The organism is Actinomyces sp. 565 (assembly GCF_010365615.1).
Lineage (GTDB): Bacteria > Actinomycetota > Actinomycetes > Actinomycetales > Actinomycetaceae > Actinomyces.
Genome location: NZ_PIZD01000037.1, coordinates 9,472 through 20,589 on the forward strand (window position 1 = coordinate 9,472; position 11,118 = coordinate 20,589).

Genomic DNA, 11,118 nt, shown 5'->3' on the forward strand with positions numbered 1-11,118 from the left:
ACGAGTTGGCCTCTCAGGACGGCTGGGAGCAGGGGCTGACCGGCCTGGCCGGCGTCCTGCTCATCCTGCGGGCCTGGGCCTTGGGCGGCGTCGCCCTGACCGGCGTGGGGGAGATCGTCAGAGCCGTGCCCGGCTTCCGCCGGCCCAAGTCCAGGAACGCCGCCACCACCTTGCTGATGCTCGGGCTCATCACCGGCGCCATGCTGCTGAGCGTGATGCACCTCGCAGGCGCCGTCGGCGTGCGTCTCGCCGCAGACCCCGCAACCGGGCTGCTGGACCATGGGGCGCCACTGGGCGCGGAGTACCACCAGGAGCCTGTACTGGCGCAGATCGCCGCCGCCGTGTTCGCCGGCTTCCCGCCCATGTTCTACCTCGTGAGCGTAACTACCGGCCTCGTTCTGGTTCTGGCGGCCGATACCGCATTCAGCGGCTTCCCCGCACTGGCCGGGGCGCTCGGCCGCGACCAGTTCCTGCCCCGCCGACTCTCGCGGCGCGGCGACCGTCCGGCCTATGCGCGGCGCGCCATCGTGCTGTGGGTCGGGGCAGTCGCCCTCATAGCCGGATGCCAGGCAAGCGTCAGCCGCCTCGTACAGCTATACATCGTCGGCCTGCTCATCTCCCTGACACTTGCGCAAATCGGCGTGGTGCGCCACTGGAACCAGCAGCTGGCCACGGCCACCGACCCCACCATCCGCCGCCGTGTGCGGCGCTCGCGGATCATCAACAGCGTTGGCGCGGTGTTAACCGGCGCTGCGCTGCTGCTGCTGGTGCCGACCAGCCTTGCCCAAGGCGCCTGGGCCGCCCCGGTCATCGCCTCGGCCGTACTGGTGGGCCTGTACCTGGCCATGAGTGGTATTCGCCGCCATTACCGGCGCTTCGACCGGGAGATTGCCATTAGCGGCCCGGATACCCCCCGGTTGACGCCCGCACGCCTACACGCCGTCGTCCTGGTCTCCCGCCTGCACCGGCCGGCCCTGAGAGCACTGAACTACGCCCTGTCCACGCAGCCGTCCTCCATCGAAGCCGTTACCGTGGATGTGGGCGACGGTGCCGCTGACCAGCTCCTGCGGGACTGGGCGGATGCCGAGCTGCCCGTTCCGCTCACGGTGCTCAACTCGCCGCTCCACGACGTTATCGACCCCGTGGTCTCCTATGTGCGCAGCGCGCGGGCGGACTCGCCCCGGGAACTGGTAGGAGTATTCCTGCCCGAGTACCGGCCGAGGCGCTGGTGGGAGCAGGCTCTGCACAACCGGACCGCGCAACGTCTGAGGGCGGCTCTGCGGCTCACCCCCGGAGTGGTGGTCGCCCCGGTGCCCTGGTGGCTGGGTGCGCCGTCGGACCGGGACAATACGCACGTCGCCATCGGCCGCAGACCCGCCGGCTCACGGGAACCGGAATTCCGCCACCAGTCCCAGACGCAGGAGAACGCATGACCCCCCGCCGCCGTAACGCCCCGCCCCGCCCGCCGGCCCCCGCGCCGACGACCCCGGAGTACCTGACCCTTGCCGTAGGGGCCCCAGCCCACGGCGGGCATTGCGTTGCCCGCCCGCTAGACGATCCCTCCGGGCACGTGGTGTTCGTCCGCCATGCCCTGCCCGGTGAGCAGGTGCGGGCGGTGATGACGGAGAAGAACTCCAAGATCTGGCGTGCCGACGCCGTAGAGGTACTGTCCGCCTCGCCCGATCGGGTGCGCCCGCTCTGGGCGGAGGCCGGCCCCGGGGGAGTTGGCGGTGGGGAGCTGTCGCACGTCGCCCTGCCCGCGCAACGCACCTGGAAGCGGTGGGTGCTAGCCGATTGCCTACGCCGCATCGGCGGCGCAGATGTCGTTGCCGCCGTATCCGCCCTGCCCGGTGCCGCCGGGGACGCCGTGCCGGTCGAGCCCATGCCCGGCGATGCGGCAGCCGAAGCGGACCCGAACCCGCGGGTGCGTGAACGCGCCGGTGCCGGCACCCGCACCCGCGTATCGCTGACCGTCACCGAGACCGGTGTGGCCGGCATGCACGGCTTCCGCAGCGGCAACGTCCTGCCGGTGCGGGAGCTGCCGCTGGCGGTGCGTGCCATCCAGGAACTCGGACTGACCGAGCGTGCCCTGTGGCGCAAGCACTTCCGCCCGGGAATGCGTATTGCCGCGGTGGCTCCCAGCGAGGGGGAGCCGCTGGTCCTGCTGGAGGAGAGCGGCCGCGCGGGGCGGCACGTGACCGTGCTGACCGGGGCCGGCCGGTCAACCCGCCGACGGCGCGTCGGCGAGGTCGTGGACGCCACGGGCCTGGGGCTGGGACAACTGCACTACTCGGTGCACGCTGACGGCTTCTGGCAGGCGCACCGTGAGGCCCCGAGCGTGCTCGTCGACCGGGTTGTGCGTGCCGCCCTCGCCGAGGATGCGACCGCCATGGGCTCCGGCCCCACTGACGCACCACTGGATCCAGCAGGGGCGGCAGGCGTACGCGTGCTCGAGCTGTACGCCGGGGCCGGGCTGTTCACCCTCCCACTGGCAGCGTTGACCGGGGCGGTGCACTCTCTGGAGGGCAGCGGGCAGGCAGTCGGCGACGCCCGGCGCGTCCTGCACGACTATGCGGGTGCGCAACTGACTGCCGGCCGCGTCACGCCAGCGGCGGTGGCGGAGCTGGGGCGCTTTGCAACGGGCGGTGCCGCGGCCGGGGAGACCGCCGACGTCGTAGTGCTCGATCCGCCCCGGCAGGGCGCCGGTCGCGGAATAATCCAGGCGGTGGCGGACTTGAAGCCGCGCAGGGTCGTGTTGGTTGCCTGCGATCCAGCGGCGCTGGCGCGCGACCTGGGCGGCTTCATCAGCTCCGGTTATCGGCTGGCGGCGATGAGTGCCCTGGACATGTTCCCCCATACCCACCACTTCGAAACCATCGCCGTACTCCAGCGCGGCTGAACGCCACCCGGCCCGGGCGGGACGGACGGACCTATTTCGTAACTCCCGCGTGGCGTATGCCGCGTGGGCGGGTTTTCGCAGTGGGGCCGTCCTGCCGCAGGTTGCCGACGGATGAAACTTCGTCTACTACCGTGGCCGCCAGTCAACCCGCCTCAGTGCAGCCCGTGCGCAGGTGCGCACCAGGATGAACAGGAACGAACTTGACGAGTCTTGACACCTTCCACTCCCGCGCCGCCCTAGATGTGGACGGCCGCCCCTACGAGATCTTCCGGCTGGACGCCGTCGACGGCCTGGAACGGCTGCCGTACGCCCTGAAGGTCCTGGCGGAGAACCTGCTGCGCACCGAGGACGGCGCCAACGTCACCGCCGACCACGTGCGCGCGCTCGCCTCCTGGGATCCCGCCGCCGAGCCAGACACAGAGATCCAGTTCACCCCAGCGCGCGTGGTTATGCAGGACTTCACCGGGGTGCCCTGCATCGTTGACCTGGCCACGATGCGTGAGGCCGTGGCGGAGCTGGGCGGTGATCCGGAGGTCATTAATCCGCTGGCTCCTGCCGAGATGGTCATTGACCACTCCGTTCAGATCGACTCCTTCGGCCTGTCCACATCCCTGGAACGCAATAAGGAGCGCGAGTATGAGCGCAACGCCGAGCGCTACCAGTTCCTGCGCTGGGGCCAGGGCGCGCTGGCGAACTTCCGCGTGGTGCCGCCGGGCACCGGCATTGTGCACCAGGTCAACATCGAGTACCTGACCCGCACCGTCTTCACCCGCCAGACCACCGGGGTCGACGGCGCCCCTGTCACTCAGGCCTACCCGGACACCTGTGTGGGCACCGACTCCCACACCACCATGGTCAACGGCCTGGGCGTGCTCGGCTGGGGCGTGGGCGGTATCGAGGCGGAAGCCGCCATGCTCGGTCAGCCGGTGTCCATGCTGATCCCGCGCGTGGTCGGCTTCAAGCTCTCCGGCGCCATTCCCGCCGGCGCCACCGCCACCGACGTGGTGCTCACCATCACCCAGATGCTGCGCGCGCACGGTGTGGTCGGCAAGATCGTGGAGTTCTACGGCGAGGGCGTGGCCGCGGTGCCGCTGGCGAACCGTGCCACCATCGGCAACATGAGCCCCGAGTTCGGCTCTACCGCGGCGATCTTCCCCATCGATGATGTCACCCTGGACTACCTGCGCCTGACCGGCCGCTCCAAGGAGAACATCCGCCTGGTCGAGGAGTACACCAAGGCCCAGGGCCTGTGGCACGACCCGTCCCGGCAGGCCACCTACTCCGAGTACCTGGAGCTGGACCTGTCCACCGTGGTGCCCTCCATCGCCGGCCCCAAGCGGCCCCAGGACCGCATCGAGCTGTCCGGCGCAAAGCCCGCCTTCGAGCAGATCCTGCCCACCTATGCCGCCGAGTCCCACAAGCCCACGCCGGTGACCCTGGCGGACGGCACGCAGGTCACCCTGGACCACGGGCATGTGGCCATTGCCTCGATCACCTCCTGCACCAACACCTCCAACCCGTCGGTGATGGTGGCGGCCGGGTTGCTCGCCCGCAACGCGGTCGCCAAGGGACTGCGCTCCAAGCCGTGGGTGAAGACCTCCACCGCCCCCGGCTCGCAGGTGGTCACCGACTACTACGAGAAGGCCGGGCTGTGGCCCGCCTTGAACGAGCTCGGCTTCAACCTGGTCGGCTACGGCTGCGCCACCTGCATCGGCAACTCCGGGCCGCTGCCCGCCGAGGTGTCCGCGGCCGTGAATGAAGCCGACCTTGCGGTCGTCTCGGTGCTGTCCGGCAACCGCAACTTCGAGGGGCGCATCAACCCCGACGTGAAGATGAACTACCTGGCCTCCCCGCCGCTGGTGATCGCATACGCGCTGGCCGGCACCATGGACTTCGACTTCGCCACCGAGCCGCTGGGGCAGGACCGTGAGGGCCGGGACGTGTTCCTGGCCGACATCTGGCCCGACCCCACCGAGGTGCAGGCCGTCATTGACGCCACCATCGACCGGGAGATGTACACCCGTGACTACGCCGACGTGTTTGCCGGCGACGCGCGCTGGCAGGGCCTGGACACCCCGGAGGGGGAGACCTTCACCTGGGATGAGGACTCGACCTACGTGCGCAAGGCCCCCTTCTTCGACGGCCTGACCATGGAGCTGACGCCCGTGGAGGACGTGACCGGAGCCCGCGTGCTGGCCCTGCTGGGCGACTCGGTGACTACCGACCACATCTCCCCGGCAGGCGCCATCAAGGGAGACTCCCCGGCCGGCCGTTACCTGGCTGAGCACGGGGTGGCACGCAAGGACTTCAACTCCTACGGCTCGCGCCGCGGCAACCACGAGGTCATGATTCGCGGCACCTTCGCCAATATCCGCCTGCGCAACCAGCTGCTCGACGGCGTTGAGGGCGGCTACACCCGCAACTTCCTCACCGGCCAGACCGAGTCCATCTTTGACGCCTCCCAGGCCTACCAGGCGGCGGGTGTGCCGCTGGTGGTGCTGGGCGGCAAGGAGTACGGCTCCGGCTCCTCGCGCGACTGGGCGGCCAAGGGCACGGCCCTGCTCGGGGTCAAGGCGGTCATCGCCGAGTCCTTCGAGCGCATCCACCGCTCCAACCTGATCGGCATGGGCGTGGTCCCGCTGCAGTTCCCCGCCGGCGACTCGGCCGCATCGCTGGGCCTGGACGGCACCGAGACCTTCGCGATCACCGGGCTCACCGCCCTCAACGAAGGCGTCACCCCCCGCACGGTGACGGTTACCGCCCGGCGTGACGACGGGGAGCAGGTCACCTTCGAGGCTGCCGTGCGCATTGACACCCCCGGTGAGGCGGACTACTTCCGCAACGGCGGCATCCTGCAGTACGTGCTGCGCGGCCTGGCCCGCGGCGAGCAGCGGTAGGGCACGGCTCCGTCCTCCGCTTCTCCTGCCGGCGGGGCAGCCCCGGCATCCGCGGTATGCCTCCGCGCGACGTCGGGGCGGCTCGGGGCCTCGGATGAGCCGGGACGCCGGGGTGGCTGGCCCGGCGGCGGGATACTGCGGATGCGGCATGCGGCGGTCGCGCGTGGGGGAGCCCAGAGTCCCGAGCCGTGAGCGTGCCGCTGTCGCCGGTGATTGTGGCGCACGCGAGGGAGACCGCCTTGCCGGGAGGTCAAGTCTTGCTGCGCACCGGCAATTACGGGATTAAAACGTTGCCTTTTTGGCGCGGTCACGCGGTTATTGGGCGAGTCCTGCAGGACTGTGATTCGCGCAGTCAGCAGACTGCGGGTCGCGCGGATTCCGGTGCGTCGTCTCCAGCTGCACGCAATCGCGGATTCGACCGGTTGGCCTGATCTCGCCTGCAATGGGCATGCGGTCAGGTCGACCGGTCGATCGGTGAGGCCGACTGCTGGTTTTGGAATGTCAGGACTAATGTGCGGTATCTCTGAATATGCCGTGTGAGCGCACTCACGAGTCGGGCTTAGCGTCCTAAAGTGACAGGTGAGTGAATACGGCGCCGACAGGTACCGGGCGAGGAGGCCCAATGTTCCAGATCCGCATCCATGGTCGCGGAGGCCAGGGGGTGGTGACAGCGGCGGACCTGCTCGCGTACGCCGCTTTCAAGGAGAACCGACACGCCCAGGCCTTCCCGTCCTTCGGGTCCGAGCGCACGGGAGCCCCGGTGGTCTCCTACTGCCGAATCGACACCCGTCCGATCCGCACTCACGAACCCGTTCGCACCCCGGACGCCGTAATCATCCAAGACCCCACCCTGCTGGGCGCCATCGACGTGTTCGCCGGCCTGCGCCCGGGAGGGTATGCGCTTATCAACTCCGCCAAGCCCTTTGAGGCCTTTAACCTGGCCCCGGCCATGGTGGGTGCCGTCCCCGCGGAGCACCGCTTGACCGTGCCGGCCACGGATCTGGCCATGGAGCACCTGGGACGCCCCCTGCCCAACGCCGTCCTGCTCGGGGCCTTCACCGCCATCACCGATGTGCTCGGCATCGAGGCCGTGTGCGCCGCCATTGCGGACCGCTTCCCGGGAAAGGTCGGTGAGCGAAACATCGCCGCTGCCCGGGCCGCACACGCGATTGTCGCGGACAAGCTGGTCGGCAGGCCCACCGAGCTCCAGGACCGGACTGCCCAAGATCAGGAGGAGGACGCCGGTGCTGCGTGAAATCGAGGGATCAAAGGCGGTGGCGGCCGCCGTGGCCGCCTGCCGCCCGGACGTGGTGTGCGCCTATCCCATCTCGCCGCAGACGCACATCGTTGAGGAGCTCTCGCGTCTGGTCAAGGTGGGGGAGCTGGACTGCGAGTACATCAACGTCGAGTCCGAGTTCGCCGCCCAGTCCGTAGCCATTGGCGCCAGCGCCGTGGGCGCCCGCGCCTACACGGCCACCGCCTCCCAGGGCCTGTTGTACATGGTGGAGGCGGTTTACAACGCCTCCGGCCTGGGCCTACCCATCGTCATGACCGTGGCGAACCGCGCCATCGGCGGTCCCATCAACATCTGGAACGACCAGTCCGACACCATGAGTCAGCGCGAGAGCGGCTGGCTGCAGCTGTTCGCCGCGGACAACCAGGAGGCCGCCGACCTGCACGTCCAGGCCTTCCGCATCGCCGAGGAGCTGAGCCTGCCGGTCATGGTCTGTATGGACGGTTTCGTCCTCACCCACGCCGTCGAGCGCGTGGACGTGCCCGAGCAGGAGCAGGTGGACGCCTTCCTGCCCCCGTTCCAACCCGTCCAGACGCTCGACCCGGAGGACCCCGTCACCATCGGCGCCATGGTGGGACCCGAGGCCTTCACCGAGGTCCGCTACCTGGCACACCGCAAGCAGCAGGCCGCCGTCGAGGTGGTTGAACGCGTGGGCCGGGAGTTCGCCGCGGCCTTCGGCAGGCAGTCCGGCGGCCTCCTGCACACCTATCGCACCGAGGGGGCTGAAACCGTGGTAGTTGCTCTGGGTTCGGTGACCGGCACGCTCAAGGACGCCGTCGACACCCTGCGGGACGACGGCGTACCGGTGGGCCTGGTGGCGCTGACCTCCTACCGGCCCTTCCCAGAGGCCGCCATGGCGCGCGCGCTGGCCGGGGCCAAGCGGGTGGTGAGCCTGGAGCGCGCCTTCTCCCTGGGGCGCGGTGGCGTCGTTGAGGACGACCTGCGCCGCGTCCTGTGGGATCGTGCCGGCGAAGTCGCCCTGACCACGGTCGCCGCGGGCCTGGGAGGGCGCGACATCACCTCGGCCTCCCTGGTGGAGGTACTGCGCCGCGCCGATCGTGGCGAGCTCGCCCCGCTGGAGTTCCTGGACCTGGATGAGGCCACCGTCGCCGCCCACCTGGCGGCCGTCGGTCCCCGTACGGAAGGAGCAGCATCATGACGACGACGTCGACCACTCCCACCGCTGCACCGCAGCAGTCAGGCGGACGGACACGTTTCTACCAGGTCGGCTCCTTCGCCGTCGGCAACCGGCTCCTGCCGGAGGTCCGTTCCCTCCAGTCCAGCCGGGAGCGGAACAACACGCTCACCTCCGGGCATCGCGCCTGCCAGGGCTGCGGAGAGGCGCTGGGCGCCCGTTACGTGCTCGACGCCGCCACGGCGGCGGCCGAGCAGGCCGGAGGCAGCCTGGTCACCGTCAACGCCACCGGCTGCCTGGAGGTCTTCTCCTCGCCGTACCCGGAGTCCGCCTGGCGCCTGCCCTGGCTGCACTCCCTGTTCGGCAACGCGCCTGCCGTGGCCACCGGCGTGGCCGCGGGGCTGAGGGCCAAGGGCCGCGACGACATCCGGGTGGTGGCCCAGGGCGGCGACGGCGGCACCGTCGACATCGGCTTCGGCTGCCTTTCCGGCATGTTCGAGCGCGGCGACGACGTCCTGTACGTCTGCTACGACAACGAGGCCTACATGAACACCGGGGTCCAGCGCTCGGGCGCGACCCCGCCGGCGGCCCGGACTGCCACCACGCAGGCGGTGGGAGACGCCCCGGGCAACGTGTTCGGCCAGGGCAAGGACGTGCCCCGCATCGCCATGGCGCATGAGATCCCCTACGTGGCCACCGCCACCGTCGCGGACCTGCACGATCTGGAACGCAAGGTCACTCACGCCATGGGCATGCACGGCCCGCGCTACATCCACGTGCTGGTGCCCTGCCCCCTGGGCTGGGGCGCGAAGTCCTCCCACACCGTGCGCATCGCCCGCCTGGCCGTGGAGTCGGGGCTCTTCCCCGTCTTCGAGGCCGAGTACGGCGAGGTCACCGGGGTCAGTCCCATCCGCCGCCAGGTGCCGGTGGAGGACTACCTGGTGCTCCAGCGCCGCTTCGCACACCTGTTCCGCCCCACCAGGGACGAGCAGACGATCGGCCGTCTCCAGGCCCTCGCCGACCGCAACATTCGTCGCTACGGCCTGCTGGGGCATCCCGAAGCGGTCCCCGTCCTGAACGACGAGGCCACCGGCGCCACTTCCACCCTGGGGGCCCGCGCCGACCTCAACGACGCCCCCAAGGAGGACTGACATGACTACCATTTCGACTCCTGAAGCCGCTCCCGCCGGGGCCGGCACCGGGAAGGTCCGTCCCTTCGCCATCACCCTGGACACCGCCTCCTCCCTGGCGAATAAGACCGGCGCCTGGAGGGTGGAACGCCCGGTCTACCGTGACTTCCTCCCACCCTGCAACGACGCCTGCCCGGCGGGGGAGAACATTCAGAAATGGCTCTACGACGCCGAGGACGGCTCCTACGAGCGGGCCTGGCGCACGCTCATGCGGGACAACCCGCTGCCCGCCGTCATGGGCCGCGTGTGCTACCACCCCTGCCAGACCGCCTGCAACCGCGGCAAGGTGGACGAGGCCGTCGGCATTAACGCCGTCGAGCGCTTCCTGGGTGACGAGGCGCTGCGCCGGGGCTGGCAGCCCGACCCGTGCGCGCCGGATACCGGTAAGCACGTGCTGGTGGTCGGGGCCGGCCCGGCCGGGCTCAGCGCCGCCTACCAGCTGCGCCGCCGCGGCCACGCCGTCACGGTCCGTGACGCTGCTCCCAAGGCGGGCGGGATGATGCGGTACGGCATCCCCGCCTACCGCCTGCCCCGCGACGTGCTCGACGCCGAGATCACCCGCATCGAGGGCATGGGGGTCCGCTTCATCCTGGACAGCAAGGTGGACAACATCTCCTCCGAGCTGGACTCCGGCGAGTTCGACGCCGTGTTCCTGGCCATCGGCGCCCAGGTCGGGCGGCGCACCTACATCCCGGCGGGTGAAGCCGCCCGCATCCTCGACGCCGTAACCCTGCTCAGGGATGTGGAGGATGACCGGGAGGCCGGCGCCGACGCCGCCGACCAGCTCATGCTGGGGCGGCGCGTGGTGGTCTACGGCGGCGGCAACACGGCTCTCGACGCCGCCCGCACCGCCAAGCGCCTGGGCGCCGAGGAGGCGATCATCGTCTATCGGCGCACCCGCGACCGCATGCCAGCCCACGACTCCGAAGTGGTGGAGGCCCTGGAGGAGGGCATCCAGATGCGGTGGCTGTCCACCGTCCAGCACGCCGACGCCGGCCAGCTGCGCATCGAGAAGATGGAGCTGGACGAGACCGGCTTCCCCCAGCCCACCGGTCAGTTCGAGGACCTGGCCGCCGACTCCCTGGTCCTCGCCCTGGGACAGGAGTCCGACCTGGGCCTGGTCGACGGAGTGGAGGGACTGACCATTGAGGACGGCGTGGTGCAGGTCGATGAGCAGTTCATGACCGGTCACCCGGGACTGTTCGCCGGCGGTGACATGGTGCCCTCCCAGCGCACCGTCACGGTGGGCATCGGGCATGGCAAGCAGGCCGCCCGCGCCATCGACGCCTACCTGCGCGGTGAGGTCTACCAGCACCCGGAGCGCCACCGGCTCGCCGACATCGGCGCCATCAACTCCTGGTACTACTCCGACGCGCCTCAGCAGGTGCGCGAGCGCCTGGAGGGGGCCCGCCGCTCCCAGACCTTCGACGAGGTGGTCCAGGGACTGGACGCGGATGACGCCCTGTTCGAGGCACGGCGCTGCATGAGCTGCGGAAACTGCTTCGAGTGCGACAACTGCTTCGGGGTGTGCCCGGACAATGCCGTCATCAAGCTGGAGCCCGGCAAGCGCTACGCCTTCAACTACGACTACTGCAAGGGCTGCGGCATCTGCGTGGAGGAGTGCCCCTGCGGCGCCATCGAGATGGTCCCGGAGCTGAGCTGACGGCAATCTGGTTCGGTGGTGGGACTGCGGCGCCGCAGTC

6 protein-coding genes and 1 pseudogene are annotated in these 11,118 nt (G+C 70.0%); all 7 read left to right on the top strand.

Going from position 1 to position 11,118, the window contains the following annotated elements:
• Positions 1 to 1,433 (top strand): annotated as a pseudogene (locus GZ997_RS06135) (amino acid permease); the annotation flags it as partial.
• Entirely contained in the window at positions 1,430 to 2,899 is a 1,470-nt protein-coding gene (locus GZ997_RS06140) for a class I SAM-dependent RNA methyltransferase (protein WP_162679256.1), read from the top strand. The pseudogene GZ997_RS06135 and the gene GZ997_RS06140, both read left to right, overlap by 4 nt.
• A gap of 200 nt (positions 2,900 to 3,099) precedes the next feature.
• Positions 3,100 to 5,796, top strand: coding sequence for an aconitate hydratase AcnA (gene acnA / locus GZ997_RS06145; RefSeq protein WP_162679257.1), 2,697 nt, complete (start codon positions 3,100 to 3,102; stop codon positions 5,794 to 5,796).
• Positions 5,797 to 6,418: 622 nt separating this feature from the next.
• Positions 6,419 to 7,051, top strand: coding sequence for a 2-oxoacid:acceptor oxidoreductase family protein (locus tag GZ997_RS06150; RefSeq protein ID WP_162679258.1), 633 nt, complete (start codon positions 6,419 to 6,421; stop codon positions 7,049 to 7,051).
• The gene (gene porA, locus GZ997_RS06155) at positions 7,041 to 8,249 is read left to right on the top strand and encodes a pyruvate ferredoxin oxidoreductase (protein WP_161923932.1); all 1,209 of its coding nucleotides are present in this window, start codon (positions 7,041 to 7,043) and stop codon (positions 8,247 to 8,249) included. The genes GZ997_RS06150 and porA overlap by 11 nt, the downstream gene beginning before the upstream one ends.
• Positions 8,246 to 9,376, top strand: a complete 1,131-nt coding sequence (locus tag GZ997_RS06160) for a thiamine pyrophosphate-dependent enzyme (protein ID WP_161923933.1) — start codon at positions 8,246 to 8,248, stop codon at positions 9,374 to 9,376. Before porA ends, GZ997_RS06160 begins: the two co-directional genes overlap by 4 nt.
• Before the next feature lies 1 nt (position 9,377).
• Complete coding sequence (locus tag GZ997_RS06165) at positions 9,378 to 11,078, top strand: NAD(P)-binding protein (protein WP_162679259.1); 1,701 nt, start codon at positions 9,378 to 9,380, stop codon at positions 11,076 to 11,078.
• The last annotated feature ends 40 nt before the right edge of the window (positions 11,079 to 11,118 follow it).